The organism is Novosphingobium sp. PP1Y, assembly GCF_000253255.1.
Classification (GTDB): domain Bacteria; phylum Pseudomonadota; class Alphaproteobacteria; order Sphingomonadales; family Sphingomonadaceae; genus Novosphingobium.
The window spans coordinates 3,128,630-3,155,585 of sequence record NC_015580.1; the positions used below are offsets into that span (position 1 = coordinate 3,128,630).

General features: G+C 64.9%; 24 protein-coding genes. 14 read left to right on the plus strand and 10 right to left on the minus strand.

The features are described from left to right. Window positions 1-39: 39 nt before the first annotated feature. Both PP1Y_RS20805 and pgi read right to left on the minus strand, forming a co-directional pair. Complete coding sequence (locus PP1Y_RS20805) at window positions 40-2,322, minus strand: S8 family peptidase (RefSeq protein ID WP_173364738.1); 2,283 nt, start codon at window positions 2,320-2,322, stop codon at window positions 40-42. A gap of 163 nt (window positions 2,323-2,485) precedes the next feature. Beyond that, the gene (gene pgi, locus PP1Y_RS20810) at window positions 2,486-4,006 is read right to left on the minus strand and encodes a glucose-6-phosphate isomerase (protein ID WP_013833963.1); all 1,521 of its coding nucleotides are present in this window, start codon (window positions 4,004-4,006) and stop codon (window positions 2,486-2,488) included. A 141-nt stretch (window positions 4,007-4,147) separates the two neighbouring features. On the opposite strand from pgi, the gene lepB reads away from it, so the two are divergent. The 4 genes from lepB to PP1Y_RS20830 all read left to right on the plus strand — a co-directional run bounded on the left by lepB (window position 4,148) and on the right by PP1Y_RS20830 (window position 7,803). Next, entirely contained in the window at window positions 4,148-4,996 is an 849-nt protein-coding gene (gene lepB / locus PP1Y_RS20815; RefSeq protein ID WP_013833964.1) for a signal peptidase I, read from the plus strand. Between the two features lie 2 nt (window positions 4,997-4,998). Further along, window positions 4,999-5,667, plus strand: a complete 669-nt coding sequence (gene rnc / locus PP1Y_RS20820; protein ID WP_007014850.1) for a ribonuclease III — start codon at window positions 4,999-5,001, stop codon at window positions 5,665-5,667. A gap of 124 nt (window positions 5,668-5,791) precedes the next feature. After that, window positions 5,792-6,685, plus strand: coding sequence for a GTPase Era (era, locus tag PP1Y_RS20825; RefSeq protein WP_013833965.1), 894 nt, complete (start codon window positions 5,792-5,794; stop codon window positions 6,683-6,685). Next, on the plus strand, window positions 6,682-7,803 hold the full coding sequence (locus PP1Y_RS20830; RefSeq protein WP_041559056.1) for an SGNH/GDSL hydrolase family protein: 1,122 nt from the start codon (window positions 6,682-6,684) through the stop codon (window positions 7,801-7,803). The genes era and PP1Y_RS20830 overlap by 4 nt, the downstream gene beginning before the upstream one ends. A gap of 30 nt (window positions 7,804-7,833) precedes the next feature. On the opposite strand, the gene PP1Y_RS20835 is transcribed toward PP1Y_RS20830, so the two are convergent. The 5 genes from PP1Y_RS20835 to plsY all read right to left on the minus strand — a co-directional run bounded on the left by PP1Y_RS20835 (window position 7,834) and on the right by plsY (window position 14,148). Next, the gene (locus PP1Y_RS20835) at window positions 7,834-9,279 is read right to left on the minus strand and encodes an MFS transporter (protein ID WP_232512488.1); all 1,446 of its coding nucleotides are present in this window, start codon (window positions 9,277-9,279) and stop codon (window positions 7,834-7,836) included. A 111-nt stretch (window positions 9,280-9,390) separates the two neighbouring features. Continuing rightward, window positions 9,391-9,570 carry a hypothetical protein gene (locus tag PP1Y_RS20840; protein ID WP_041559057.1) on the minus strand — a complete coding sequence of 60 codons (180 nt, stop codon included), beginning with the start codon at window positions 9,568-9,570 and terminating at the stop codon, window positions 9,391-9,393. Window positions 9,571-9,640: 70 nt separating this feature from the next. Next, window positions 9,641-12,283 (minus strand): type I DNA topoisomerase, encoded by a 2,643-nt coding sequence (gene topA / locus PP1Y_RS20845; RefSeq protein WP_013833968.1) that lies wholly within the window; start codon window positions 12,281-12,283, stop codon window positions 9,641-9,643. A gap of 148 nt (window positions 12,284-12,431) precedes the next feature. Continuing rightward, window positions 12,432-13,547, minus strand: a complete 1,116-nt coding sequence (gene dprA / locus PP1Y_RS20850) for a DNA-processing protein DprA (protein WP_013833969.1) — start codon at window positions 13,545-13,547, stop codon at window positions 12,432-12,434. A 13-nt stretch (window positions 13,548-13,560) separates the two neighbouring features. Continuing rightward, the gene (gene plsY / locus PP1Y_RS20855) at window positions 13,561-14,148 is read right to left on the minus strand and encodes a glycerol-3-phosphate 1-O-acyltransferase PlsY (RefSeq protein WP_013833970.1); all 588 of its coding nucleotides are present in this window, start codon (window positions 14,146-14,148) and stop codon (window positions 13,561-13,563) included. Between the two features lie 94 nt (window positions 14,149-14,242). Between plsY and murI the strand changes: the two genes are divergently transcribed. From murI to PP1Y_RS20875, 4 genes are all read left to right on the plus strand, one after another. Continuing rightward, window positions 14,243-15,088 (plus strand): glutamate racemase, encoded by an 846-nt coding sequence (gene murI, locus PP1Y_RS20860; protein ID WP_013833971.1) that lies wholly within the window; start codon window positions 14,243-14,245, stop codon window positions 15,086-15,088. Further along, the gene (locus PP1Y_RS20865; protein ID WP_013833972.1) at window positions 15,085-15,897 is read left to right on the plus strand and encodes a hypothetical protein; all 813 of its coding nucleotides are present in this window, start codon (window positions 15,085-15,087) and stop codon (window positions 15,895-15,897) included. Before murI ends, PP1Y_RS20865 begins: the two co-directional genes overlap by 4 nt. Window positions 15,898-15,999: 102 nt before the next feature. Beyond that, window positions 16,000-17,214, plus strand: coding sequence for a 5-aminolevulinate synthase (gene hemA, locus PP1Y_RS20870; RefSeq protein ID WP_013833973.1), 1,215 nt, complete (start codon window positions 16,000-16,002; stop codon window positions 17,212-17,214). A gap of 195 nt (window positions 17,215-17,409) precedes the next feature. Further along, a complete protein-coding gene (locus tag PP1Y_RS20875) occupies window positions 17,410-18,510 on the plus strand; it encodes an NADH:flavin oxidoreductase/NADH oxidase (protein ID WP_013833974.1) in 1,101 nt (366 codons plus the stop codon). A gap of 84 nt (window positions 18,511-18,594) precedes the next feature. Here PP1Y_RS20875 and PP1Y_RS20880 read toward each other — a convergent pair whose 3' ends face one another. The 3 genes from PP1Y_RS20880 to PP1Y_RS20890 all read right to left on the minus strand — a co-directional run bounded on the left by PP1Y_RS20880 (window position 18,595) and on the right by PP1Y_RS20890 (window position 22,735). Next, the gene (locus PP1Y_RS20880) at window positions 18,595-19,821 is read right to left on the minus strand and encodes a type III PLP-dependent enzyme (RefSeq protein WP_007014837.1); all 1,227 of its coding nucleotides are present in this window, start codon (window positions 19,819-19,821) and stop codon (window positions 18,595-18,597) included. A gap of 368 nt (window positions 19,822-20,189) precedes the next feature. Beyond that, window positions 20,190-21,392 (minus strand): carboxynorspermidine decarboxylase, encoded by a 1,203-nt coding sequence (locus PP1Y_RS20885; RefSeq protein WP_013833975.1) that lies wholly within the window; start codon window positions 21,390-21,392, stop codon window positions 20,190-20,192. Window positions 21,393-21,523: 131 nt separating this feature from the next. Continuing rightward, complete coding sequence (locus tag PP1Y_RS20890) at window positions 21,524-22,735, minus strand: saccharopine dehydrogenase family protein (RefSeq protein WP_041559058.1); 1,212 nt, start codon at window positions 22,733-22,735, stop codon at window positions 21,524-21,526. Window positions 22,736-22,952: 217 nt separating this feature from the next. Between PP1Y_RS20890 and PP1Y_RS20895 the strand changes: the two genes are divergently transcribed. From PP1Y_RS20895 to PP1Y_RS20920, 6 genes are all read left to right on the plus strand, one after another. Next, window positions 22,953-24,170 (plus strand): DUF3419 family protein, encoded by a 1,218-nt coding sequence (locus tag PP1Y_RS20895; RefSeq protein ID WP_013833977.1) that lies wholly within the window; start codon window positions 22,953-22,955, stop codon window positions 24,168-24,170. Beyond that, window positions 24,167-24,811 carry a class I SAM-dependent methyltransferase gene (locus tag PP1Y_RS20900; protein ID WP_041559059.1) on the plus strand — a complete coding sequence of 215 codons (645 nt, stop codon included), beginning with the start codon at window positions 24,167-24,169 and terminating at the stop codon, window positions 24,809-24,811. The genes PP1Y_RS20895 and PP1Y_RS20900 overlap by 4 nt, the downstream gene beginning before the upstream one ends. Window positions 24,812-24,826: 15 nt before the next feature. Beyond that, a complete protein-coding gene (locus PP1Y_RS20905) occupies window positions 24,827-25,792 on the plus strand; it encodes a threonine/serine dehydratase (RefSeq protein ID WP_013833978.1) in 966 nt (321 codons plus the stop codon). Window positions 25,793-25,843: 51 nt separating this feature from the next. Next, window positions 25,844-26,272 (plus strand): MAPEG family protein, encoded by a 429-nt coding sequence (locus PP1Y_RS20910; protein WP_041559060.1) that lies wholly within the window; start codon window positions 25,844-25,846, stop codon window positions 26,270-26,272. 77 nt (window positions 26,273-26,349) lie between these two features. Then, window positions 26,350-26,580 (plus strand): hypothetical protein, encoded by a 231-nt coding sequence (locus PP1Y_RS20915; RefSeq protein ID WP_041559061.1) that lies wholly within the window; start codon window positions 26,350-26,352, stop codon window positions 26,578-26,580. A 95-nt stretch (window positions 26,581-26,675) separates the two neighbouring features. Beyond that, a complete protein-coding gene (locus tag PP1Y_RS20920; protein ID WP_013833980.1) occupies window positions 26,676-26,936 on the plus strand; it encodes a hypothetical protein in 261 nt (86 codons plus the stop codon). The last annotated feature ends 20 nt before the right edge of the window (window positions 26,937-26,956 follow it).

Below are 26,956 nucleotides of genomic sequence, written 5' to 3' on the forward strand. Positions count from 1 at the left end.
AATCGCGGCCTGCCCCGGCTCGCGGGGCCGGCGCTGCAGTCAGTTCAGGACCAGCCGCCAGGCACCCATTGCCCGCAAATCCCGCGTATCGGCAGTACTTGCCACGACCACACGCAGCTGCGAACGCGGCGCGCCCTTCTCGAAACCCACGATCAGCAGCGGATCTATCGCTCCTGCAAAGTCGACGCGCCGGTCGGTGAACAACAGCGAACGGGTGGCGAAGTCATAACCCGAGCCGATCGTGTAGGTCCCCTCGCCCGAAACGACCGTCAGGGGCTGGGCAAGCCCAAGCCGAAGCATCCCGCCGAGAGCCGCCCGGCTGATCGTGACTGCGAAACGACTGGTAAGGAATGTCCCGGCATCGGTCAGCAGCATGTCGTCGGCCAGCTTCAGCCTGGTTGCCCCAAGGCTGGCATAGCCCGAGAGCCTCCAGGACCCCAGCTGCGCGGACTGCGCGACTTCGAGGAAAGCGGTTCGGGCGCCGTCGCCAAAGCGCAGTGCGCCGCTACCGGTGGGCGTGCCGAAGACGGTTCCCTGTTCATTCAGCAGCCCGGCCTTGAGACCGGTTCCTCCCTTGCGCCAGGAAATGAGCGCGCCATTGGCCGAACCGTAGTCGGCTCGGCCACCCACCACCGACAAGCCAAGGCGTCCCCCGGCGAGGGGACGTTCCGCAGTCACCGCCAGATCGGCGACCGGAGAATAGGCAAAGACCGCGTCCGAACTCGGAGCGAGGCCCATGAATTCGCTGGAAACGCTGTCGGTGGAATTGAGCGAGGCGCTGAACCACGTCTTGCCGCTTCGCCAGGCGACATGGCCGTTGGTCAGCATCGTGCGCACTTCATCCTCACCCGGCCCGACCCGCAAGCGGGTGAAGCCCGCGCTGGCATCGAGATCGCGGGTCGCCAGCCTCGTGCTTCCGGCGTTGGCCTGCACCCGCATCCGGCGCTCTATCGAGAAGCGGTCAACGCCGGGCTGCGCGACGAGGCCCGACAGGTCGCCGGTAAAATTCCGCCCGTAGGCATCCAGTACCGTCACATTGCCCAGCGCCCGTGCCTTGAGCCCGGCAGCGCCGACCGCTGTGGGAACGACGAGACTGGAACTTGTCAGCGATGTCTGGGTCACGCCGTTGGACAGGGTCGGATCGACCGGCGAAAGCGCTGCCTTCGCGTCGATCAGGCCATGCCCGAAGACCGGGTCCACGCCCGGCGCACCGATGTCGCGGGCGGTGTTGACGATAACTTCCCCGGCCTCGACGCCGGTCAGCTGGGGCCACTTGCTCAGGATCAGGGCGGCAAGACCACTGACCTGCGGCGTTGCCGAGCTCGTCCCGCTGAACAGGACGAGCGAGCCATCGGTATATTGCGTTGCATTCGTGCCCATGGCTGCGACGCAATTGTTCATCGCCTTCGTGCCGCACTGATTCGAATAATCGGTAAGTTCGTAGCTGGTCTGCGTGCCCTCCAGTGCGACGACGAACAGCCAGCTTCGCGAATTGCTGGAATTGAGGTCGAGGTAGCCGTCGACATTGGCCGCGCTGTCATTGCCGGCCGCATTGACGAACAGTCCCCCGCTCGTCTGGTAGCGCGCCACCATCTGCGCCCAGGTCGGGCTCGCCACTTCCGGATCGATCTTGGCGATCGAGGCATTGACAACCTTGATGCCGTTGTCCCCGGCATAGGCCATGGCCTGCGAGATTCCGATGCCCAGGGTCTCCTGTGCGTCGGGATCGGTGGTGTCCAGGTCGATCTCGCTGATGCGCAGGGCGACGACCTCGGCGCCGGGTGCAATGCCCTGCACACCGGTGCCGTTGTTGCGTGCGGCAATCACGCCCGCGACCATCGTGCCATGGTCGGAATAGTCGTCCCCGATGACATTGCGCTGCGTGGTGACGCCGTTCTCGGTGACCGTACCGTAATCGCGGCTGAGACTGGAAATCTTGCCCTGAAGTTCGGACACTTCCTTCACGCCATCATCCAGCACGGCAACCTTCACGCCCTGCCCGGTCCATCCGTTGTCGAGCGCATAGAGCGCATTGACGTACTCGAACGAGACGTAGTTGTTCCGAAATTCGGCATCGTCCTGTACCGATCGCCGGGGCTGCTGGCTCTCGGGCGTGATGACGTAGCCGGTAGGCACCGGAGTCGGCGTTGGAGTGGGCGTAGGTGTCGGGGTCGGGCTTGGTGTAGGGCCGGGAGTCGGACTGGGCGCCGGGCCGGGCGTCGAATTGACGCTCCCGCCACCGCCGCCGCCGCAACCTGCCAGGACCATTGCGAGGACACTCGCCATGACCGCATCACGTACCACTCGCGAAGGCCTCGCCATGTCCTTGTCCCCCTGCCCATGCAGGCCCGCATGCCTTCGCCGCGCATCCGGAAAAAAGGCGGGCCGCAATCACCGATCGCGGCCGACCTTACAGGGTTAATTCTTGCCGAATACTGAAATTGCCACTCGGTCATTTCAGGGCCGAAAAGGCCCCGAAGCGGCCTCAGCTGATTCCGGCCAGTTCCAGCAGCGCCTCGGTCGAAGGATCGAACTTGGTGCCGCCCTTCTCGATCTGCTTGGCGATTTCCTTGCCCAGTTCGACACCGAACTGGTCGAACGGATTGATACCCATGAGCACCGCATTGGCGAAAGTGCGATGCTCATGGAACGCGATCAGCGCGCCGAATGTGGCCGGACTCACTTCGTCGAGCAGTATCGTCGCCGAGGGGCGGTCGCCCGGATAGGCACGGGCCGGATCGTCGCTTTCCTTGCCCGCCATCAGCGCCGCGCCTTGCGCGAAGCAGTTCGACAGGAGGATGCGATGATGATCGAGGTTCAGGTCATGGCCCGGAGCGATCGAGGCGATGAAGTCCACCGGCACGAGGTTCGTGCCCTGGTGGAGAAGCTGGAACACCGCGTGCTGCGCGTCGGTACCCACCCCGCCCCAGGTTATCGGCGCGGTCGGGCCATCGACCGCACTGCCGTCTGCCTTCACGCTCTTGCCGTTCGATTCCATTTCGAGCTGCTGGAGGTAGTCGGGCAGCAAGGCCAGCCGTTCGTCATAGGCGAACACGGCGCGCGTCTGGCAACCGCGCAGGCGCGTGTAGTACTGGTCGGCAAAGGCCGCGCGCAGCGGCAGGTTGGCGCTTCCGTCAGTGTCGCGGAAATGCTCGTCCATCGCCGCGGCCCCGGCCAGGAACTCGGCGAAATCGGGCCAGCCCAGCGCCATCGCCACCGGGAATCCGATCGAGGACCATAGCGAGTAGCGGCCGCCCACGCTTTCCGAGAAGGGCAGGATGCGGGTCTCGTCGACGCCCCATTCCATCGCCTTTTCCGGCGAGGCGGTCAGCGCGACGACCCTGCCGTACGGATCCTCGACGCCATTCTCGCGCAGCCACTCGATGGCGCTTTCGGCATTGGTCATCGTCTCGATGGTGGTGAACGTCTTGGACGCGACCGCCAGCATCGTCTTGGCCGGATCGCAGCCCTTGAAGGCCTCTTCCATCGCGCAGCCGTCGATGTTCGATACGACGTGCACATCGACCATCGCACCGTCGCGCGCCAGTGCATCGACCGCGAGCGCCGGTCCGAGCGCCGAACCGCCGATGCCGATGTGAATCAGGTGCTTGACCTCACCCATCGCGCCGCGGTGGATCGCTTCGACGATCGCAGCCATGCGATGATGGTTCTCGGCCGCGAGCATCACGCTCTCTTCCTTGCCGACGCCGCGCTGGGCGGTGTGCTCGGCGGCACGGCCTTCGGTCGGATTGACGATCTCGCCGCCGAACAGGGCCTTGCGGCGACCGGCGAAATCCATCGCCTGAGCCAGTTCCTCGAAAGCGGCCATGTGAGCGGCATCGAGATGGGTCTTCGACCAGTCGAAACGGATCGTGGTCGCCGCCTCGTCCTCGCCCAGTTCGAAGCGGGTCGCCAGAGTATCGAGCCGGGCCGGATCGCCTGCAAAGAGCTCAGCCAGCGACGGCTTGGCCAGTCCCCTGAGCTTTTCCCAGGCTGATTCACTCATAAATTGCTCCTGAACAGTGTACTTGCTGGCCTTATGCATGTTGCGGCTGCGAAGGCCAAGACGGTTCTTCGTCGAGAAGAGACGGTTGCAAGGCGGGATTGAACTTGACGGATCGCACCTTGCGCAACAAGGGTTCCGCCCATGAGCGAGACCAATAGCGACGCCGCCAAGCCGGCCATCGACTCGACAGCGAAGAAGCCTGCGGCGGCGGAGAAGAAGGACGAGGGTTTCTTCTCGTTTCTTTTCTGGCTGGTGCTGGCCGTGGTGGTGCTGCGCAGCTTCATCATTTCGCCGTTCAACATCCCCAGCGAATCCATGCTGCCGCGCCTGTTGACCGGGGATTACCTGTTCGCGACCAAGTGGTCCTACGGCTATTCCAGGTACTCGCTGCCCTTCAGCCTGCCGCTGATCCCGGGCCGCATCTTCGCCAGCCAGCCCGAGCGCGGCGACGTCGTCATCTTCAAGGCGCCCCCGGGCAACGACGTCGACTACATCAAGCGCGTCATCGGGCTGCCGGGTGACGAGATCCAGATCAAGTCCGGCCAGGTCTTCATCAATGGCAAGGCGGTGCCCAAGCAGCGCGTGGACGACTTCATCCTGCCGGTCTCGCCGAACACCGACTGCTATGGACCCGAATTCGAAGCGACGGGCAAGGACGGCAAGCCGGTCTGCCACTATCCGCAGTTCCGCGAGACACTGCCCAACGGCAAGAGCTACAATGTGCTCGACCTCGGCACCACGCCGCAGGACGATACCGGCGTATACATCGTGCCCGAGGATCACCTGTTCCTGATGGGCGACAACCGCGACAATTCCATGGACAGCCGCTTCCCTGCCGTCGAAGGCCAGGGCATCGGCATCGTCCCGCAGGGCAACCTGGTGGGCAAGGCCGCGGTCATGATGTTCTCGACCGATGGCTCGGCCGAATGGATCAAGCCCTGGACCTGGTTCACCGCGGCACGCTGGAGCCGCATCGGCGGGACCTTCTGACCTTGCTGGACGATGCTACCCGCGACTTCATAACTAGGATTACCGGCAGCGCGCCTCGGGACGAGGCCCTCTGGCTGGCCGCCCTCACCCACGGCAGTACGGGCGAGAAGCGCAATTACGAAAGGCTGGAATTCCTTGGCGACCGGGTCCTTGGCCTGGTTGTCGCCGAATGGCTGTACCAGACCAGCAACGAGGCCGAGGGCCGCCTGTCGCAGCGCCTCAATGCCCTCGTCAGCCGGGCGATGTGTGCCCAGATCGCGCGCCAGATCGAACTCGGGCCGCGCATGCGGCTGGGCAAGCAGGCCCGCGACGACGGCGGCGAGGACAGCGACAACATCCTCGGCGACGTGATGGAAGCGCTGATCGGCGCATGTTTCACCGAATGCGGCTTCGCAAGCGCCAAGGCCATGGTGCGCAAGCTGTGGGCCGATGCGGTGCAGGGCAAGACGGGCAAGCGCAAGCATCCCAAGTCCGCTCTGCAGGAATGGGCCGCCGGCAATCGCCGTCGGATGCCCGAATACCGCCTGCTGGAGCGCACCGGACCCGATCACGCCTCGCAATTCACGGTCGAAGTCACGATCCACCATGTCGGCAGCGCCCAGGCCACGGCCTCGTCCAAGCAGGATGCGGAAACGCAGGCCGCCGAAGAGTTCATGAAAAAATTCGCATGATGGATTATGCCGCGCACGTCCTCAGGCAGACTTGGGGCGTTACCGGCTTGACCCATTGCCCTGTTTCGCGCGAGCCAAGCCTGTCGAGGCGCGCGTGCCAACCTGACTATCAAGGAATTCGCCCATGACCGAGAAATGCGGTCTCGTCGCCGTGATCGGCGCTCCCAATGCCGGCAAGTCCACGCTGGTCAATGCGCTCGTCGGCCAGAAGGTGGCGATCACCTCGGCCAAGGCGCAGACCACCCGCGCCCGCCTGATGGGCATTGCCCTGCAGGACGAAGTGCAGATCATCCTGGCCGATACACCCGGCATCTTCGCTCCCAAGCGCCGCCTCGACCGCGCCATGGTCGCCGCCGCCTGGGAAGGCGCGCAGGAGGCCGACGCGATCCTGCTCGTGGTCGACGCGGTCAAGCAACGCCGGCACGAACTGGCGCCGCTGCTCGAAACGCTCAAGGACCGTCCCGAGCGCAAATTGCTCGTGCTCAACAAGGTCGACGCCAGCGCCAAGGAACCCCTGCTCAAGCTGGCCGAAGAACTGACCGGGGCGGTCAGCTTCGACGAGGTGTATTTCGTATCGGCGCTTACCAACGACGGCGTGCCCGAACTCAAGACGCACCTTGCCGGGCTCATGCCCGAAGGCCCGTGGCATTACCCCGAGGACCAGGTTTCCGACGCCTCGGAGCGCCTGCTGGCCTGCGAAGTGACGCGCGAACAGCTCTACAAGCAGCTCCACGACGAATTGCCCTACGATAGCGCGGTGCGCCCCGAATCCTACACCCAGCGCAAGGATGGATCGGTCGAGATCCGCCAGCAGATCGTCGTCGCACGCGACAGCCAGAAGGCTATCGTCCTGGGCAAGCGCGGCGCGAAGATCCGCGCCATCGGCGAGGCCGCGCGTAACGAATTGGCAGAAGTTCTCGGGCAAAAGGTTCACCTCTTCCTCCACGTCAAGGTCGAGGAAGATTGGGCCGAGGCCCGCGACATCTACGAAGAGATCGGACTGGACTGGGTAAAATGATCCCGATGCCCCGCGTTGCCGCCGCTTGTGCGGCACTCCTCTTCAGCTGCGCGACTGCCCCGCTGGTCGAGGCGCAGGCCACCGAGACCGACAACATCGAATCCGTCGGCCAGATCGCTTCGCAGCAGGCAAACCCCGAAACCTCCGTTGCGCAGAGCCTGGAAGGCGCGCGCTACGTTGCGATCGGCTCCTCCTATGCTGCCGGACCTCTGCTGCCGCCCGGCAAGCCCGCGGCGCCCGGCGCGCCGACGCGCTGCGGCCAGAGCATGAACAATTATCCAACCCTGCTGGCGCAGCGCTTCGGCATGGTTCTGGTCGACCGCACCTGTTCGGGCGCGACGACGGACCACGTCCTCGGCCCCTGGGGAGACGTCCCGGCGCAGCTCGCTTCGGTCGATGCAGCGACCCGGCTGGTGACCGTCACCATCGGCGGCAATGACCTCAGCTATGTCGGCGACCTGTTTTCGGCGACCTGCATCCAGCGCGCCGGCGAACTGGCCGCAGCCGGTTTCGCCCCGAAACCGTGCGGCGCGATTCGCAATCCCACCGAAGCCGACTACCTGCGCGTCGAGGAGCAGCTCAACGCCATTGCCCGCCGCGTGCGCGAGGTCGCGCCGAACGCGCGGCTCGTCTTCGTCCAGTACCTCACGCCGCTGCCCGCAGGGACGCTGTGCGCGAACACTCCGGTCAGCGAGGATGCCGCAGCCATCGTGCGCCAGATCGGCGCCCGGCTGGCCGAGATCACCGGCAAGGTAGCGCAGGCGCAAAGGGCCATCGTCGTGGAAATGAACCAGGCCTCCGCCAATCACACCCCCTGCGATGCCGAGCCCTGGATGATCGGCGCACCAAAGGGCTACGACGGCAAGCACGGTCTGCAGTGGCACCTCAACCTCGCTGGCATGAAGGCGACGGCAGACGGCATTGCCTATTGGCTGGAAAGGAGCGGCGTGCAGCCGAAGGTCCCGCAAATGCAGACCATTGCGCAGCCACCACTCGCTCCGGTCAACACCGAGGCCGCGCCCGAGCCTCAGGAGCCCGACACGGCCGAACCGGCAAAGGAAGACAAGTCCCGCCTCAAGCAGGAGAGCCCGGCGGCAAGCAAAGGACCCAAGGTTTAGGCAAACTCGCGGAGCTCCGCGCCATTTCGCTTAGCCGCGCGGGTTCTCGGCGACGCGCCAGCGCGTGAGGCTTCCCAAACCGGCGAGCAATGCCAACCCTGCCGCAAACAGCATCGGAATCGGCCCCAGTCCGGCTCCGAACGAGAGGAACAGGCCAATCGAAGCCGCGCCGAGGGTCTGGCCGAAGAGCCGTCCGGTCGCCAGCAATCCGCCAGCCGCCGCCGTCCGTTCACGCGGGGCATTGCTCACGACCATGCGTGCATTAGGCGAAAAGAACAGGCCGAACCCCAGGGCGCAGACGACGAGGCGCCAGGCGATTGCCGCGGCCCCGGCTTGAACCGGCATGAAGGCCAGCAGGATAAGCCCGATGGCGGCGATCACCATGCCGGTCAGCCCGAGAATCGAAGGCGAAACGCGGTCAGATAACCATCCCGCCGCAGGCGAGACGAACAGCATCGTCAGCGGAAGCGGCAGAATCAGCAGCCCCACTTCGGACGGGCTGAAGCCCATGCCCTGCTCCAGACGGAACGGCAGTGCGACGACGAGCCCGGCCGAGCCGATGAAACCGGCCATCGCCGCCAGGATCGAAATGCCGATGGCCGGGCGCGACAACAGGTCCACCGGGAAGACCGGGTTGATCCGCGCCTTTTCGCTGCGGGCCAGCAACAGCGCCGATGCGAGTCCGACCAGGGCCAGCGCGATTCCGGCAAACAGCCAACCACCGTGCACCGCCAGTTCGATACCGCCCACAAGCATGGCGAAAGTCGCCGCGCTCCACAGGCCCGAACGCCAGTTGAACGGTACCTTGCCGCGCACCGGGTCGGGAAGGAAGCGTCCGATCAGCAGCGAAACGAGGGCGCAGGGAACGGCCGCCACGAAGATCAGCCGCCAGTCAGCCCGCGCGACGATGAGACCCCCGAGGACCGGCGCCACGGCATTCGATGACGCAACGATCACCGAGTTGATGCCAAGGCCGCTGCCAAGCTTGGTCTTGGGATAGATCTGACGGATCATCGCCGTCGACACACTCATTGCCATGCCCGCGCCCAGCGCCTGTCCGACGCGAACCATCAGCAGGGCAGGCAGCGAATTGACCGCTAGCGTAAGCGCCGAGGCGGCCATGAAAATGACCTGGCCGATCTGGTAGACCCGGCGCAGTCCCAGCCGCTCGCCGAGGTTGGAGAACGGCAGCAATGCCATCACCATGACGAGCTGGTACAGGGTGACGACGTTGACGATGGCACCGCCTTCGACGTGAAGGTCCCGCGCAATCGTCGGCAGGGCGACATTGGCAATCGTGCCATCCAGCACGAAAAGAGCCGTGCCGAAGGAAATGGCAACGATCGCCCAGATCCGGCGCGGCATGGCCAGGCCATCGTCCTCGTGCCCGGCGGATGCTTCTGCGTTGGCAGGCATCGCGTCATCGGCAAAGGAGAGATCGCTTCCTACCGGCTTCCCAGCCGAAGCCGAAGACATTTCGTTTCGCAACTGCAGCATAATGGAAAAACGCCTACGCGGCCCGATGTGTCCCGGCAATCGCCATAAAATTCCCTACAGTTGTATAAATCTCAACTACAGGGCTGCGCTTCAGCGCAGCTTGGCAATCGTCATGCCATGCTGACGCGCTGCGTCCTTGGTCGATTCCTCGGTGCGGTTAAGCGCCTTGGCAATCTCCTTGAGCCCCTTCCCCTTGCCCGCCAGCATTTGCAGCTTTTGCAGTTCATCGGGTTTCCAGGGTTGCTTATGCTTGGCAATCTTCTGGCTCATTGCTTGTCCTCCTTTGTCGGTTGCCGGGCAATGAAACGAAAGCCGGTCGCGAAATCCGGCGCCATTGCGCTCACGCGTCTACATCCCAGGGCACCTCACCGTCCTGTTCGGACGTGTCGTTCGAAGTCTTCGTGACTGAAGCTTTCCTGGCGGGGGCCTTCTTGGTCGCCGTCTTGGCTTCGCCAGACTTGCCTGCCGCCTTCTTGGCGGTTGCCTTCTTCGCCGGAGCCTTCTTTGCGGAAGCCTTCTTCTTGCCCTTGGCCGGACCCTTGGCGGCCTTGGCATCGATCAGGGCGATCGCCTGCTCGGCGGTCAGCTCCTCAGGCTTCTGGTCGCGCGGGAGAGTGGCGTTGGTCGTGCCGTCGGTGACGTAGGGACCGTAGCGTCCAGCGAGGACCTTGATCTCGCCCTCGCTCGTCGGATGCTTGCCCAGCACCTTGATCGGCTCCGCCTTGGCGCGCTGGCCGCGTCCGCCGCCTTGCGCGGCCTCGGCCAGGATCGAAACAGCCGCATTCATGCCCGTCTCGAAAACGTCGGCAGTGGAGCGCAGCTTGCCGTACTTGCCGTCGTGCAGCAGGTAAGGCCCGTAACGCCCTATATTCGCGACGATTTCCTTACCAGTCTCGGGGTGCTTACCGACTTCGCGCGGGAGGCTGAGCAGCTTGAGCGCCCAGTCCAGCGTCAGCTCGTCGATGTCCTTGGGAATCGAGGCGCGCTTGGCTTCCTTGCCCTCACCCAGCTGGATGTAGGGACCGAAGCGACCGACCCTGCGGGTGATCTCTTCGCCGGTTTCCGGGTGCTTGCCCAGTTCCTCGTCATCGGCCGTCTCGCCATTGCCGCCCGGCTGCGCGAACTTGCGGGTGAACTTGCACTCCGGATAGTTCGAACAGGCGACGAAGGCGCCATAGCGGCCGCCACGCAGCGCCAGCCGGCCATCGGCGCACTTGGGGCAGGCGCGCGGATCCGAACCGTCGTCCTTGGGCGGGAACAGGTAGTCGGAAAGGAACTCGTCGAGCACCTCGGTGACTTCCGAGGGCTTGCGCTCCATCACCTCGTCGGACTTCGGCTTGAAATCGCGCCAGAAGGCCTCGAGCAGCTCCTTCCAGGCATGGCGGCCGCCCGAGACGTCGTCGAGTTCCTCTTCCATGCCCGCAGTAAAGTCGTAGGCCACGTAGCGTTCGAAGAAGCGCTCGAGAAATGCGGTGAGAAGTCGCCCCGATTCCTCTGCGAAGAAACGGTTTTTCTCGGTGCGGACGTAGTTGCGGTCCTTCAGGACCTGGATCGTCGCGGCGTAAGTCGAAGGGCGGCCGATGCCCAGTTCCTCGAGCCGCTTGACGAGGCTGGCCTCGGAGAAGCGCGGCGGCGGCTGGGTGAAGTGCTGCTCGGCGGTCACGTCCTTCTTCGCGGGCGCGTCGCCGCTGCGCATCATCGGCAGCAGGCCGGATTCCTCGTCGTCGTCCTTCTGGTCGCGTCCTTCCTCGTAGACCGCAAGGAAGCCGGGGAACTTCACGACCTGGCCGGTGGCGCGCAGTTCGTTGCGGCCGGTGCCGTCGCGCAGCGTAATCGTCGTGCGCTCAAGGGCGGCGGAGGCCATCTGGCTGGCCATCGCGCGCTTGAAGATCAGGTCGTAGAGGCGCGCCTCGTCGCCCGAACCGAAACGGTCGCGGGTAAACTCGGTGGGACGGATCGCCTCGTGGGCTTCCTGCGCGTTCTTCGCCTTGGTCTCGTAGTGACGCGGCTTCTCGGGCAAGTAGTGCCCATCGTAGCGGTCCGAAATCGCCTTGCGGCACGCGGAAATGGCCGAAGGGTCCATCTGCACGCCGTCGGTACGCATGTAGGTGATCGCGCCCGCCTCATAAAGGGACTGCGCCACGCGCATCGTCTGGCTGGCCGAAAAACCGAGCTTGCGCGAGGCTTCCTGCTGCAGGGTCGAGGTCGTGAACGGGGGCTGCGGATTGCGGCGATGCGGCTTGGTCTCAACATTCTCGACCTTGAACGCACCCTGCTCCACGGCGGCCTTCGCGCGCATCGCGATGCCTTCGTCGCCCAGGCTCAGGCGATCGAGCTTCTGCCCCTCGAAAGCGACCAGCTTGGCGGTGAAAGGCGTGCCATCCTGCTCCATGTGCGCGGCGACCGACCAGTATTCCTGCGGCCTGAACGCCTCGATCTCACGCTCCCGGTCGACGATCAGGCGCAGCGCCACGGACTGCACGCGGCCCGCGGACTTGGCGCCCGGCAGCTTGCGCCAGAGGACAGGCGAAAGCGTGAAGCCGAACAGGTAGTCGAGCGCGCGGCGGGCAAGATAAGCGTCGATCAGGTCCTGATCGAGCTCGCGCGGGGCCTGCATCGCCTTGGTCACCGTGTCCTTGGTGATGGCGTTGAAAGTCACGCGCTGCACGTCCTTGGGCAGCGCGCGGCGCTTCTTGAGCAGTTCCAGCACGTGCCACGAAATCGCCTCGCCTTCGCGATCAGGGTCAGTCGCGAGGATCAGTCGGTCGGAAACCTTCGCGGCATCGGTGATAGCGCGGACCTGCTTCTGCTTGTCGCCGTAGAGCTCCCAATCCATCTCGAAGCCCTCGTCCGGGCGAACCGAGCCATCCTTGGGCGGAAGATCGCGGACGTGGCCATAACTCGCCAGGACCTTGAAGTCCTTGCCCAGGTACTTTTCGATGGTTTTCGCCTTGGCCGGCGATTCGACGATGACAAGCTGCATTTCAGACTTTCGATAAGCGCTACGCGCGTGCGCATGTACGCACACATATACACACGTACAAGTTGGGTCGGGCTTTGAGCGCCCGTCAAGAGGGCATCGACCATGCACCGGACAATGCCGATCGAGCTGCGAATCATGGGGGAAGCCATCACGCCCGGCTGACCCGGCCTCCGGCATGGCGCACGAGCGCACCGGCGATCTCCAGTTCCAGCAGCGCAAGCTGCACGGCCGCCGGACTGGCGCCGGACTGGCGGATCAACTCGTCGACGGGCACCGGGGCCGTGGTGAGCAGGTCGGCGAGCGGCGCGGGCTCCGCCTCGGAAATATCCTCGCAGTCCCCCCAGTCCGGCATGGCTTCGCGGAATGTCGAGCGCGCCGATCCATCGAAACCGCTGAGCAGCTCGATCACGTCCTCGGCACGCTGGACGAGGATAGCGCCGTCGCGAATGAGCTGGTTGCAGCCGTGCGATCGCGGGTCGAGCGGCGAGCCGGGGATCGCCATGACTTCGCGGCCCATCTCTCCGGCCAGCCGCGCCGTGATCAGCGAACCGGAACGCGGGGCGGCCTCTACCACCAGGGTTCCTGAACTCAGGCCGGCGATGATCCGGTTGCGCGACGGAAAGTGCCGCGCCAGCGGCTCCGTGCCCGGCGGTTGCTCGGCGATCAGCAGGCCGTCCAGTGCAATCCGTTCCTGCAGCTCTGCGTGTTCCGGCGGATAGGTCACGTCGATGCCGCTGGCGATCACTCCCACGGTCGCGCCGCCGGCGCCAAGCGCGCCGTGATGGGCGGCGCCGTCGATGCCGCGGGCAAGGCCAGAGACGACCGTCATGCCCGCGTCCGCCAGTTCTCCGGCCAGCATCCGGGCAAGCCTGACTGCCGCTGCGGAGGCGTTGCGCGCGCCGACGAGCGCAACACACGGCGCTGCCAGGAATGCAGCATCGCCCCTGACGATCAGGATCGGCGGCGGCGCCTCGCTTGCGGCGAGCAGCGCAGGATACTCGGGCGCATCGTGGAAGAGATAGCGCGCCCCTGCCCGGCGCACTGCCCTCGCCTCATCGAGTGCAACCTGCTCGGGCGCCGGTCGATAGCGCTTGCCGGAGCGCCCCGCGATTTCGGGCAGCGCCTCGACGGCCCGGCGCGCATCGCCGAAGCGCGCAAGGAGCTGCGCGTAAGTGACGGGACCGACATTGGGCGAGCGCAGCAGACGGATGCGCGCAAGCGCTTCCTCCCTGTCGATCGCGGCAAGCGCCTGCCCGCCGCTCACGCGCAGGCCTCCGTCAGGACTTCTTGCTGCCGCCCACCCTGGGCTCGGTTCCGGCGCGAAGCCGCGCGATGTTCTCGCGGTGCTGGAACAGCACGATCGCAGCGATGACGGCGAGGACGAGCGCGGCGTCCTGGTGCCCCAGCGCCAGGGCCACCAGCGGAGCGACCACGGCCGCCGTCATGCCCGCGACAGAAGAAATCTTCACGGTCAGGAGCAGGCCGATCCAGGTCAAGGCATAGGCAAGGCCCACCGGCCAGGCGAGGCCGAAGGCAATGCCCGCCGTCGTCGCCACGCCCTTGCCGCCGCGAAACTTCAGCCACACCGGGAAACAGTGCCCCAGAAATGCGCCGAGTGCAGCCAGCCAGACCGATGCCGGCCACAGCACCGCGGCGATCAGCACCGCGGCAAGGCCCTTGAGCAGGTCCAGCAGGAGGGTGGCCGCAGCCAGCCCCTTGCGTCCGGTGCGCAGCACATTGGTTGCGCCGATGTTGCCCGAACCGATCGAGCGCAAGTCGCCCGCACCGGCAATCCGGGTGATGATGAGGCCAAAGGGTACGGAGCCGAGCGCGTAGCCCAGTGCCAAAGCGAATATCCACTGCATGCGCCTCCCTTAGCGGTTTGCTCTGGAATGGCGAAGCCTAGTTGCTCTTTCGTCATGGCAGCGGTTAACAGGTCGCAAGGTTCAGGGAAAAACGATGTCCTCCGATAGTTCCACCACCGGGCAGACCGCAGGCGACCGGGCCAGCAACGAACCGTCAGCTCCGATTCTCCTGTTCGACTCGGGGGTTGGTGGCCTCACGGTGCTGGAGGAAGTGCGCAAGCTCCAGCCCGCCATGCCGGTGATCTACGCGGCGGACACGGCCGGCCTGCCATATGGCACCAAGAGCGAGGCGCAAGTCGCCGCCCGCGTCGCCGGATTGCTCGGCCGCATGACGGAGCGCTTCAAGCCACGACTCGTATGCATCGCCTGCAACACCGCCTCGACGATCGCCCTGGGCATGGTTCGCGACGTGCTCGAGGTTCCGATCGTGGGCACCGTTCCGGCGATCAAGCCGGCTGCGGCCATGACGCGCAGCGGCGTGATCGGCCTGCTGGGCACCGAAGCGACGATCCGGCAGGCCTACGTCGACCGGCTCGAGCACGAATTCGCCGCCGACAAGATCCTGCTGCGCCATGGCGCTCCGGGTCTCGTCGAGGCAGCCGAAGCGAAGCTGCGCGGCGAGCCGGTGGACATGAGAATCATCCGGGAGGCCTGCGAGGCCCTGCGATCAAGGCCCGATGGCGAGCGGATCGACACCGTCGTTCTCGCCTGTACGCACTTTCCACTGCTCAGGACCGAGCTGGCCGAAGTCTTCGGTCCGGACGTGCGCTTCGTGCACGGCGCCGCAGGTATCGCACGCCAGATCGCGCGGCTCACTGACGAACAGGCATGCACTCGCCAGGTACCCGACCGGGCGCTCTTCACCGGGCCGGAAGGCACGCCGGGCGCATATCGCGAAGCGCTGGCGAACTTTGGGCTGATCGAGGGCGGAAAATTTTGACTCCAAGGCTGAACCTGCTTCTTATCGCACTGATCCTGATTGTCGGCCTGCCCTACTACTGGTTCCAGCTCGACGCGGACCGTGACGGCGCCATGCCGAAGGGGCTTTCGATCGCGCAGCTGCGCTCTCTCGCGGAGAGCATACCGGGCCAGAAGCCGACCGCCGTGAAATACGAGCAGCTTGGCTATCGCTACATCCTGAGCAACAAGCTGGCGGCAGGCACAGGCCTGCGCCCTGCCCGCTCGGCGCTGCGGGCCTATGAGCTTATCGTTCCGGGCAAAGGTCCGATCACCATCGACGGCGGCACGACGCCCGCCGCAGCCGAGCAGTACAATGTCCGCGAGTTCGACCATATGGCCGAGCGCCGGATCGACAACGCGGCAAAGAACGCCAGCCTGTCCCTGCTTCTGGTCGATCACCCGCTGCATAACGGCAATGACGGCTTCAGCCTGCCCCGCGCCCGGGCGATGCCAATGGCCGAAACCGGCGAGCCGCATGCGGTGGCGCCGGGCGTCGTCGTCATTCCGCTGCCCGGCCTCACCATCGGTTCGAACATGATCTACGCCCGCCTCGCAAACGGGCGCGAATTCCTCTTCACCGGGGACGCCGCGATGATCGACAGCAGCTGGAAGGAAGTGCTGCCGCCGGCGCGCATCGTCACCAGCTACCTGCGTCCGCAGGAGCGCAAGGAAATCGTCTCCTGGTTGATGACGATCAATGCCCTGGCACGAGCCGCTCCCCATATGACCGTCATCTCGGGCCATGAACCGTCAGTCCTTACCTCGGTAAAGCGCGGATTTGCGGATTAAGGTGAATGAGACATCTGACTGGTCATGGACCGAAGTATAATGTAAACGGCCGCCGTCTTTAGGGTAAAAGGCCCCGCAGAGGTAACGCAGGACACCGCCTACGTGAACTACGAGCACATTTTCGACCAGGCCATCGAACGCCTGCACTCCGAAGGCCGCTACCGTGTCTTCATCGACATCCTGCGCAACAAGGGGGCCTACCCCAACGCGCGGTGCTTCGCCGGTCACAATGGCCCGAAGCCGATCACGGTCTGGTGCTCGAACGACTACCTCGCCATGGGCCAGCACCCCAAGGTCATCGAAGCGATGGAAGGGGCGCTGCAGGACGTCGGCGCCGGATCGGGCGGAACCCGCAATATCGGCGGCAACACGCACTATCACATCGAGCTCGAGAGCGAGCTGGCCGACCTGCACGGCAAGCAGGGCGCGCTGCTGTTCACGTCCGGCTACGTCTCGAACGACGCCACGCTCTCGACGCTGGCCAAGTTGCTGCCCGGCTGCGTCATTTTCTCGGACGAGCTCAACCACGCCAGCATGATCGCAGGGATCCGCAATTCCGGCTGCGAGAAGAAGGTATTCCGCCACAACGACCTCGAACACCTCGAGGAACTCCTGGCTGAAACCGATCCCGCATTGCCCAAGCTGATCGCGTTCGAGTCGGTCTACTCGATGGACGGCGACGTCGCGCCGATCCACGCGATCTGCGACCTTGCCGACAAGTACAACGCCCTCACCTACATCGACGAAGTTCACGCGGTCGGCATGTACGGCCCGCGCGGCGGCGGCATCACAGACCGCGACGAGGCAGCCCACCGCATCGACATCATCGAGGGCACGCTGGGCAAGGCGTTCGGCGTCATGGGCGGCTACATCGCGGCCGACACCAAGATCATCGACTGCATCCGCTCCTATGCCCCGGGCTTCATCTTCACCACCTCACTCTCGCCGGTTCTGGTCGCGGGCGTGCTGGCTTCGGTGAAGCACCTCAAGAGTTCGAACGAGGAACGCGAAGGCCAGCAGCGTTCGGCCGGCATGCTCAAGCAGATGTTCCGCGACGCCGGCCTGCCGGTGATGGACTCGACCACGCACATCGTCCCGCTGATGGTGGGCGATCCGGTCAAGGCCAAGAAAATCAGCGACATCCTGCTTGCCGAGTACGGCGCCTATGTCCAACCGATCAACTTCCCGACAGTGCCGCGCGGCACCGAGCGACTGCGCTTCACCCCGGGCCCTGCCCATACCGAGGCCATGATGCGCGACCTGACCAACGCGCTGGTCGAGATCTGGGAGCGCATGGAGATGAAGCTGGCCGCCTGATTTTCAGGCATGGCCAGGCTCACTTTGGCGCCTGCAACAATTTCTACTCCTCAGGGCTCCCCGCTCAGGCGGCGGAGCCCTTTTTTGCGACCCGGCCAATCCCCAAGTTCTGCCCGTCGCGGCTGCGCGTCCGTCCCCGCGAGGCGCATCATCCCCTCCCTGCCCCCCGGCGGCGACACGATCATGAGGAATGACATGACAAAGCTTTTCGAGCCAATTCAGGTCGGCAATCTCACCCTCGCCAACCGCATCGTCATCGCGCCGATGTGCCAGTACTCCGCCGAGGACGGGCGGATGACCGACTGGCACACCGTTCACCTTGGCACGCTTGCCCAGTCAGGCGCAGGAATCCTGACCATCGAGGCTGCAGCGGTCACGCCCGAGGGGCGCATCTCCTATGCCGACGTCGGCCTTTGGGACGATCAGACTGAAGCGGCCATGGGCAAGGTTCTTGAGAGTGTGCGACGCTGGTCGGACATGCCGATCGCGCTCCAGCTTGCCCATGCCGGCCGCAAGGCCACCACGGCGCGCCCCTGGGATGGCGGCGCACAAATCGCGCCGGGCGAGGAGAACGGCTGGCAGACCCTCTCCGCTTCTGCGGTGCCGTTCCAGCCGCATGAAAATCCGCCCGAAGCGCTCGACGAAGCCGGTCTTGCCCGCATCCGCGATGCCTTTGCCGATTCCGCGCGCCGCGCAGCGCGCCTGGGCATCGATGCCATCCAGATCCACGCCGCGCATGGCTACTTGCTCCACCAGTTCCTTTCGCCGCTCTCCAACCATCGCGACGACGATTACGGCGGCAACCTGGAAAACCGGATGCGCTTCCCCCTCGAAATCTACGACGCCGTGCGCGCGGCCTTCCCGGCCGATAAGCCCGTGACCGTGCGCGTGTCGGGCACCGACTGGGTCGACGGCGGCTGGGATGCCGAGCAGACCGCCGCCTTCGCCCGCGCACTGGAAGCGCGCGGCTGCGCCGCCATCCACGTCTCCAGTGGCGGCCTCCATCCCGAACAGAAGATCCCGGTCGGCCCCAACTACCAGGTCCCGCTGGCACGAAAGGTCAAGGAAGCGGTCTCGATACCGGTCATCGCCGTCGGCCTGATCACCGAGCCGGAACAGGCCGAGGCCATTGTCGCCACCGGTGACGCCGACATGATCGCGATTGCCCGCACGATCCTCTACGATCCGCGCTGGCCCTGGCACGCTGCCGCAAAGCTGGGCGCGCAGGTCAAGGCCGCGCCGCAGTACCTGCGCTGCCAGCCGCGTACCTACAAGGACCTGTTCGAACAGGACTGACCGACCGCAGCAAAGCCTGAAACGAGAAAGCCCACCGCAGCATCGCTGCGGTGGGCTTTTCAATTCCGGTCTGTGCCCTGCCGGTCAGCGCAGCGAGACTACGTTGTCCGAAACGCGCGGATCCTTGCGGCCGGTGTACAGGCTCGCCATCGGCTCGTCCGATACGGTCACGACATCGCCCTGGCCGAAACCATTGAAGGCAGTGCGCATGGCGGCGCCGTAAGCACCGAGCATGCCCACCTCGATCCAGTCACCCGCCTTGATTTCCGCCGGCAGCATGAAGGGGCCCTCCATGAAGTCGGCATCGTCGCAGGTCGGGCCGTAGAACGAGAATTCCTGCATTTCGGCAACGTCGATGGCCGCATTGTCGTTGCTGCCACCGCGCGGAAGGTGCCGCACCGGGAAGCGCCAGGCGACGTGCGCGGCATCGTAGAGAGCGCCATAGGCACCATCGTTGATGTAAAGTTCATCGCCGCGACGCTTCTCGACCTTGACGATCAGCGAGTTGTACTCGGCCGACAGCGCCCGGCCCGGCTCGCACCAAAGCTCGGCGTTGTAGGCAATCGGCAGCGCCTCGAAGTGGCGGTGGATGATCGCGAAGTAGTCCTCGAGCGGCGGCGGCTCCATGCCCGGATAGCTCGACGGGAACCCACCGCCGACATCGATCATGTCGATGACAACGCCGGCATCGGCAATCGCGGCACGCGCGCGCTCCAGCGCCTGGACATAAGCGAAAGGCGTCATGGCCTGCGAACCCACGTGGAAGCAGACGCCGAGCCAGTCGGCGACCTGGCGGGTCGCCTGCAGCAGCGGCGCGGCATCGGCCAGGTCGATGCCGAACTTCGAGGCCAGGCTCAGCTCCGAATATTCGGACGAGACGCGCAGGCGCACGCAGAGGCGCAGGTCGGCGGCGAGATTGCCTTCATCGTCGGCAGTCGCGGCGAGGATCTTTTCCAGTTCCTCCTGCGTATCGAGGCTGAAAGTGCGCACGCCATGAACGCGATAGGCCTCGCGAATGGCGCTCGCGGTCTTGACCGGGTGCATGAAGCACAGCGTTGCCGTGGGCAGGACGCCGCGAACCATGCGCACCTCGGCAATCGAGGCGACATCGTAATGCGTGATGCCGTTGTCCCACAGGATCTGTACGAGATCCGGGGACGGGTTCGCCTTCACCGCATAGAGCGACTTGCCCGGAAACTTCGTTGCAAAGAAGCGGGCAGCGCGCGCAGCAGCGTGCGGGCGGTTCAGGATAACGGGTTCGTCAGGCGCCAGGGCGCGAACTACAGCCGGTGCGTCAGGATGTTCGAGCAACTCAAGGGACCCCCAATCGGTGTGTTAGCGTCAAAGCTGCCTTGCGGTTTGGAAGTCCCCATGGGGCAGCGAGGGGCGGGATATAAGCCTGCGGTGATGAATCGCAAGTGAAAATCCGGAAGGTTCACAAAAACGTCACATAGGGTTTCCAGCCCTGCTCAGCAGGGTGGTTCCCGGTGACTACCTCCTGTGATTTCCGTATGTTACCCAGAAATCTCTCCACTCGGAAAAATGCAAACCCGGGGCGGCAGAACCGCCCCTCACACCAATAACAACGCCAGCGCTCACAAGAAGGTCCCGGCGACTCGCCGCCAAGGGGCCCGATCGCGCCTGCATTGAGACGAAAGGCCCCTACTCGCCTAAGCCCTTCAACTCAAGCGGTCGCGGAAATCCTCGTATGCGAACTTGCGGACGCACTCGAGCGAATCCGTTTCCGAATCCCACAGCCAGATCGAGGGCAGCGGTACCCCGTTGAAGGTGGTTGTCTTGACCATCGAGTAGTGCGCCTGGTCGAGAAAGGCGAAGCGCTCGCCCGGCTTGGCCTCGACCGGAAGCACATAGTCGCCGATCACGTCGCCCGCGAGGCAGGACGGTCCGCCAAGGCGTACCCTGCCCCCTTGCGCCTCGTCGACGAGGTCGTCGCCGTCGATGGGCACCTCACCCAGCATCGCGGGGCGATAGGGTGCCTCGATCACATCGGGCATGTGGCAGGTCGCAGAGATGTCGGTGATCGCAACCGGCATGCCGTTGAAGCCCACATCGAGGATCGTGCCGACGAGGATGCCCGCGTCGAGAGCGACCGCCTCGCCCGGTTCAAGATAGATTTCCGCGCCGGTGTCCTCGGCCATGTCGCGCAGGAACTCGACGAGTTCCTCGCGCTGGTAGTCGGCGCGGGTGATGTGATGGCCGCCGCCGATGTTGATCCACTTGAACTGGCCGAAATAAGGCTCGAGATAATCGAATGCCTTGTCCCAGGTGCGGTGGAGCGGTTCGAAATCCTGCTCGCACAAGGTGTGCATGTGCACGCCGTCGATCAACTCGACATGCTCTTCTGTCAGCTGGTCGATCGGGAAACCCAGGCGCGAATGCGGCGCGCACGGATCGTAGCGGGGCACTTCGCCCTCGGGGTGGAGCGGATTGATGCGAAGCCCGATGTCGAAATCCTCGCCACGGGCACGGGCGGCTTCGATGATCGGCCAGCACCGTTCGATCTGCTGGGGCGAATTGAAGATCACGTGATCCGAAAGGCGCAGGATCTCGTCGAGATCGTCGGGCTTGTAGGCCGCGCAGTAGGTCGCGATCTCCCCGTCGTAGAACTCGGAGGCCAGCCGCGCTTCCCACAGGCCCGAGGTGCACACGCCGTCGAGGTACTCGCCGATGATCGGGGCGGTCGACCACATCGAGAACGCCTTGAGCGCCGAGAGCACTTTTGCGCCCGACTGCTCGCCGACCTCGGAGAGCACGCGCAAGTTGTCGCGCAGCTTCGCCGCGTCGACGACGAAGCTGGGGCTGTCGACGCGCGACAGGTCGAATTGGGCGAATGCGCCCGGATCACCGGCTCTGGTTTCCATCACTCAAACCCCAACATCACCGTCGCCCCCGCACAGGCAGGGCCCCGCTTCATCGCCGCGGGGAAAACAAGCGCGATCCCCGTCCGAGCGGGGAGGACGGAGGAAACCGGAACGATTTCCTCCAGACAGCCTCAGAACGGCAGCGGTTCGGCCAGTTCCTCGCAGGTCCACGGCAGGCCGTGCTCATTGAGCATCGCCATGAACGGATCGGGGTCGAACTGCTCCATGTTGAACACGCCCTCACCTTTCCAGGCGCCGGTCAGCATCATGGCAGCGCCGATCATCGCCGGAACGCCGGTGGTATAGCTCACCGCCTGATTGCCGGTTTCCTCGTAGGCGTCCTCGTGGTCGCAGATGTTCTTGATGTAGAACGTCTTCTCACCCGAACCGTCGAGCGCCTCGCCGGTCGCGATATCGCCGATATTGGTCTTGCCCTTGGTCGTCGGGCCGAGCGAGGCCGGCTCGGGCAGAACCGCCTTGAGGAACTGCAGCGGGACGATCTCGACACCGTTGTAGATGACCGGATCGATGCGGGTCATGCCCACGTTCTGCAGCACGGTCAGGTGCTTGATGTACTCGTCGCCGAAAGTCATCCAGAAGCGCGCGCGCTCCATCTCGGGGATGAACTTCGCAAGGCTTTCCAGTTCCTCGTGGTACATCATGTACATGTTCTTCGGGCCGACAGCTTCGAAGTCGAACGACTGTTTCACGCCCATCGCGGGAGTCTCGACGAATTCGCCGTTTTCCCAGTGGCGCGCGGGCGCAGTCACTTCGCGGATGTTGATTTCCGGGTTGAAATTGGTTGCGAAGGCCTGGCCGTGATCGCCGCCGTTGCAGTCGAGAATGTCGAGCGTGCGGATCGTCTTGAGCTTGTGCTTCTTGAGCCACATCGCAAAGACGCTGGTAACGCCCGGATCGAAGCCCGAACCGAGCAGCGCCATGAGTCCTGCCTCCTTGAAGCGGTCCTGGTATTCCCACTGCCAGCGGTACTCGAACTTCGCCACGTCCTTGGGCTCGTAGTTCGCCGTGTCCATGTAATTGACGCCGGTCGCCAGGCAGGCGTCCATGATCGCCAGGTCCTGATAGGGCAGCGCGAGATTGACGACGAGCTCGGGGCCGATCGAGCGGATGAGCGCCGAAGTGGCCTCCACGTCGTCGGCGTCGATGGCGTAAGTGCCGATCGTCACGCCGGTGCGTTCCTTCACCGACTCCGCGATTGCCTCGCACTTGGAGACCGTGCGGCTGGCGAGGTGGATGTCACTGAAGATATTCGGGTTCATCGCCATCTTGTGGACTGCGACCGAGCCGACGCCGCCTGCGCCGATCACCAGAACCTTGCTCACCGATCTTCTCCTTCAATTCACCCGGACAGGGCGCGCACGAACAGGTGCGAAGGGCCGCATATAGAATGCCTGTGTGACAACTCAACGCCGATCCGCCTGCGAAGTTCACGGATATGTCGATTGTCGAGCTGTCATAAACTGCCTTCGTCGCGTCATCACCCGGTCACGCGCGGCGGACAAAGGTCGCAAAACCGTCAGCGGCGAAGGACTGATCCAGATGCCCAAGAGTGCCTCGACCCTCATCGAAAAGGCTGTTGTCCGCCACGAATCCCCCCGCCTCTCCCGCCTACTCGACAAGGCTTTCGCGATGGCGTTCAAGGGTCTGGTCTATGCCCAGATCTGGGAAGACCCGGTGGCAGACATGGATGCGCTGAAGATCGGGCCCGACAGCCGCATCATCACCATCGCCAGCGGCGGCTGCAATGCACTGAGCTACCTGACGGCCAACCCGCACTCGATCACCTGCGTCGACCTCAACACCGCGCACATCGCTCTCAACAAGCTCAAGCACGCCGCCGTGCGCCATCTGCCAGACTATGCAAACGTGCGACGCTTCATTGCCGAGGCCGATCATCCGTCCAATGTCGAAACCTACTCGCTGCTGCTCGCCCCCCATCTCGACGAGGCGACGCGGCGCTATTGGGAAGGCCGCGATCTCGTCGGTCGCCGCCGGATCGGTGCCTTCACCCGCGGGATCTACAAGCACGGACTGCTCGGCAATTTCATCGGCCTCGCCCACATCCTTGCCAAGCTGTACCGGATCGATCCTGCCGAAATCCTCGGCGCAGGGTCGCTCGAGGACCAGCGCCGCGTCTTCGACGAACGCTTCGCGCCCATCTTCGAACGCCGCCTGGTCCGCTGGCTGACCAATCACCCCGCATCGTTGTTCGGCCTTGGCATTCCGCCCGCCCAATACTCTGCCCTTGCCGGCGAGCAGCGCATGGCGGACGTCCTGCGCGCCCGGCTCGAGAAGCTGGCTTGCCACTTCCCCGTCAACGACAACTACTTCGCCTGGCAGGCTTTCGGGCGCGGCTATGGGCGCGGCGCGGAGCATCCCCTGCCCCCTTACCTGCAGCGCGGCAACCTGCCCCTCGTGCGCGAGCGGCTCGACCGGCTCACCGTGCGCCATGCCAATTTCACCCAGGTCCTCGCCGAAGCCGGCGATGCCTCCTACGACCGCTACATCCTGCTCGACGCGCAGGACTGGATGAGCGACGCGCAACTGGCCGAGCTGTGGAGCCAGATCACCCGCACCGCCCGGCCGGGATCGCGCGTACTGTTCCGCACAGCCGCCGAGCCCTCGCTGCTGCCCGGCCGTGTGCCCGATGCCATCCTCGATCGCTGGGAATACCGGGAGGTGGAGTCGCAGGCGGCGACACTGGCCGACCGCTCCTCGATCTACGGCGGCGTGCACCTCTACGAGCTGCGCGCGTGACCGGCTCGACACCTGCGACCGACCATGCCGCACTGATGGACAGGGTCTATCGCGGCCAGCGGCACATCTACGACCTTACGCGCAAGTACTACCTGTTCGGCCGCGACCGTCTGATCGACGAGCTGGAATGCCGCGCCGGTCACGCCGTGCTCGAGCTGGGCTGCGGCACCGGACGCAACCTGCAGCTCATTGCCCGCCGCTGGCCCGGCGTGCAGTGCCACGGCCTCGATATTTCCGCCGAGATGCTCAAGAACGCCCGCAAGCGGCTGGGCCTGTCCGGTCGGCTGGCCCTCGGCGATGCCACCCGTTTCGATGCGCGCGGCCTGTTCGGGCGCGAGGGCTTCGACCGCATCGTCCTGTCCTATGCGCTCTCGATGATCCCGGGCTGGCAAGCGACGCTGGAGCAAGCGGTTGCGGCACTGGCCCCGGGCGGCTCCGTGCGCGTCGTCGACTTCGGAGATCTGGCCGGCCTGCCCGCGCCGCTCTCGGGGGGATTGCGCAAGTGGCTCGCCCATTTCCACGTCACCCCGCGCACCGGGATGGAATCCGTTTGCACCCGAATCGCGCGCGAGAAGCACCTCAGGCTGGAGCACTTGCGCGGACCGCTCGGCTATTACCAGATGGTGCACATCTCGCGTTGAGACTATAGCGCGGCGATGAGCAATGCATCCCCCCGCAAGCCGACCGCCGAGGGCGTGAGACTCGCCGCGCGCAAGGTCGGCGAAATCCTTCCCATGACTCCCCTGCTCCCGCTCGAAGTCGAGGGCACAAGGATCTGGTGCAAGGCCGAGTGCCTGCAGCCTGTCGGCGCGTTCAAGATCCGCGGCGCCTGGCACCGCCTGACCGCGCTGTCCGAAGAAGAACGCAAATGCGGCGTCATCGGCGTATCGAGCGGCAACCACGCGCAGGGCGTCGCCTGGGCCGCCCGTGAACTGGGCATTGCCGCGACCATCGTCATGCCCATCGACGCGCCGCAGGTGAAGCTCGCCAACACGCGTGCGCTCGGCGCCGAAGTCGTGCTCTACGACCGGCCTGGCGGCGAGGACCGCGATGAAGTGGCCGAACGGCTGACGGCCGAGCGCGGTGCTACCTTGGTCCATGCCTTCGGCGACCCGTGGATCATCGAGGGTCAAGGCTCTGTCGGCATCGAGATTGCCCGGCAAATGAACGGCGCGCCCGATCTGATCGTCACCCCCTGCGGCGGCGGCGGACTTGCCGCAGGCCTTGCCCTTGCGTGCCCCGATTCGCGCGTGATCCCGGTCGAACCGGAAGGATGGGACGATGTCTGCCGCAGCCTGGCAGCGGGCAAGATCCTCCCCGTTGCGCCCGATGCGCCGCCGACCGCTTGCGATGCCCTGCAGACCCCGGCGACGCGTCCGGTCAATTTCGAGGTTCTGAAAGCACGCTGCCCCTTCGGCCTGATCGCGACGCCAGCGGAAATTCGGGCCGCACAGCGGCTTGCATTCCAGAGGCTGCGCCTGGTCGTCGAACCGGGAGGTGCGGCTGCGCTGGCCGCCGTTCTGGCGGGCAAGGTCGAGCTTGCGGAGCGCACGGCCATCGTGCTGTCCGGCGGCAATACCGATCCTGCGAGCTTTGCCTCGGTACTGGCCGGGAACGATTGACAAGTTCCCCGTCTCGGCAGACGCTAAGGCACTGGCAGAGGGGGAAATCGAATGATCGGAATGGCGATACTGCAACCTGTGGTCGCGCTGGCCGCGTGGACCATGGTCATGTGGTTCTGGCTCTACGGCACCCGCATTCCGGCCCTCAGCGCCGCGAAGGTCGATCCTGAAGAGCTGGCCAGCGACCCGGCAAATTCACTCGACAATCTCCTTCCGCCGCAGGTCCAGTGGAAGGCCCACAATTACAACCACCTGCACGAGGCGCCGACCGTCTTCTATGCCGTTGCGATCACCCTTGCCATCATCGGCCAGGGAGATGGTCTCAATGCCCAGATCGGCTGGGCTTACGTTGCCCTGCGGGTAATCCACTCGATCGTGCAATCGACCATCAACAAGATCAGCCTGCGCTTCGGTGTCTTCGCGCTCTCGAGCTTCTGCCTGATGTTCCTCGTCGCCCGCGCTGCACTCGCCATGTTCTGACGCCCGGCAGGCTCTGGACCAAGGCGCCGAATCGACATATTGTACCTCCAAGAAACAATGAACTTGGGAGTTCGAGCGTGGCAGCTGGTCGCTCTTTTCCGGCTATCAAACCAGGAAAGTACGCCTTCTTCGGCGTAGTGGTCTTCTTCATCCTGCTGACCCTGACCTCGCTGGTGGACAAGGTCCTCCAAACCGGGTGGGGTCTGAACTGGTACACCTTCTTCGTCGGATTTATCGCCAGCGCTTGGGGCATCGTCTCCTACCAGCTGTGCGCCTCCTGCCTCGGCTGGACGAAGCGGCGCGACTGAACCCACGGCTGCCGGCCGATGTCTCGGCCGATGCCGATCGGCCTGCATCACATTGCAGCTTCGCCTGATGCGCGCCTGCTGATAAGGCTTGGGTCATGGATTTCGACGACCAGCTGCGCCGCTACTTCGGCACCGACGACCTGACCACCATTGCCCCGACCACGCTTGAGGTGGGCATCGACCGGATGAAGGTCGACTTCGGAATGGAAAAGGACCGTAGCCGCAAGTTCGCGCTGTGGACGCTGATGTACATGTTCGGCGCCGCGCCCGACCTAGACGTCGCATTCAAGAGCGAGGAAGATCGCGAAGCCGCGCGCGACTTCATGGACATGATGGCCAAGGCCGCCGGAGAATAACGGGCGGCGCAACAAGCCGC

What these genes read in the sequence shown, in the direction of transcription:
- PP1Y_RS20805 (WP_173364738.1), bottom strand. Translation starts at nt 2,322, where the DNA reads ATGGCGAGGCCTTCGCGAGTGGTACGTGATGCGGTCATGGCGAGTGTC.
- PP1Y_RS20835 (WP_232512488.1), bottom strand. Translation starts at nt 9,279, where the DNA reads ATGTCTTCGGCTTCGGCTGGGAAGCCGGTAGGAAGCGATCTCTCCTTT.
- topA (WP_013833968.1), bottom strand. Translation starts at nt 12,283, where the DNA reads ATGCAGCTTGTCATCGTCGAATCGCCGGCCAAGGCGAAAACCATCGAA.
- PP1Y_RS20920 (WP_013833980.1), top strand. Translation starts at nt 26,676, where the DNA reads ATGGATTTCGACGACCAGCTGCGCCGCTACTTCGGCACCGACGACCTG.
- PP1Y_RS20905 (WP_013833978.1), top strand. Translation starts at nt 24,827, where the DNA reads ATGAGCAATGCATCCCCCCGCAAGCCGACCGCCGAGGGCGTGAGACTC.
- lepB (WP_013833964.1), top strand. Translation starts at nt 4,148, where the DNA reads ATGAGCGAGACCAATAGCGACGCCGCCAAGCCGGCCATCGACTCGACA.
- PP1Y_RS20910 (WP_041559060.1), top strand. Translation starts at nt 25,844, where the DNA reads ATGATCGGAATGGCGATACTGCAACCTGTGGTCGCGCTGGCCGCGTGG.
- PP1Y_RS20840 (WP_041559057.1), bottom strand. Translation starts at nt 9,570, where the DNA reads ATGAGCCAGAAGATTGCCAAGCATAAGCAACCCTGGAAACCCGATGAA.
- PP1Y_RS20885 (WP_013833975.1), bottom strand. Translation starts at nt 21,392, where the DNA reads ATGGAAACCAGAGCCGGTGATCCGGGCGCATTCGCCCAATTCGACCTG.
- PP1Y_RS20895 (WP_013833977.1), top strand. Translation starts at nt 22,953, where the DNA reads ATGCCCAAGAGTGCCTCGACCCTCATCGAAAAGGCTGTTGTCCGCCAC.
- PP1Y_RS20875 (WP_013833974.1), top strand. Translation starts at nt 17,410, where the DNA reads ATGACAAAGCTTTTCGAGCCAATTCAGGTCGGCAATCTCACCCTCGCC.
- plsY (WP_013833970.1), bottom strand. Translation starts at nt 14,148, where the DNA reads ATGCAGTGGATATTCGCTTTGGCACTGGGCTACGCGCTCGGCTCCGTA.
- PP1Y_RS20830 (WP_041559056.1), top strand. Translation starts at nt 6,682, where the DNA reads ATGATCCCGATGCCCCGCGTTGCCGCCGCTTGTGCGGCACTCCTCTTC.
- murI (WP_013833971.1), top strand. Translation starts at nt 14,243, where the DNA reads ATGTCCTCCGATAGTTCCACCACCGGGCAGACCGCAGGCGACCGGGCC.
- era (WP_013833965.1), top strand. Translation starts at nt 5,792, where the DNA reads ATGACCGAGAAATGCGGTCTCGTCGCCGTGATCGGCGCTCCCAATGCC.
- pgi (WP_013833963.1), bottom strand. Translation starts at nt 4,006, where the DNA reads ATGAGTGAATCAGCCTGGGAAAAGCTCAGGGGACTGGCCAAGCCGTCG.